The sequence below is a fragment of the Microbacterium sp. HJ5 genome (genome assembly GCF_054824025.1).
Window position 1 is genome coordinate 1 of record NZ_JSYE01000061.1, and the last position, 231, is coordinate 231.

1 protein-coding gene is annotated in these 231 nt (G+C 63.6%); it reads right to left on the bottom strand.

Features of this window, described 5'->3' with window-relative positions; translation table 11 throughout:
• Positions 1-231: integrase core domain-containing protein (locus OB08_RS16685; RefSeq protein WP_461476732.1), on the bottom strand; the 231-nt coding region annotated here is incomplete at both ends.

Below are 231 nucleotides of genomic sequence, written 5' to 3' on the forward strand. Positions count from 1 at the left end.
TTGTAGTGCTCGAGCCAGGGTGCAAGTGCTGCGGCGCGCTCGGCGTTTGAGGTGAAGACCTGCCGGTAGGCCCATTCGGTCTGCAGGGTACGGTTGAGTCGTTCGACCTTGCCGTTCTGCCAGGGGCAGTGAGGGCGGATGAGGACGTGTTTGGCGTGCAGGTTGGCGATCGCGTCGCGGACGTCAGCGGAGAGCCGGTAGCTGAAGTGGTTGTCGGTCATGACCCGTTCG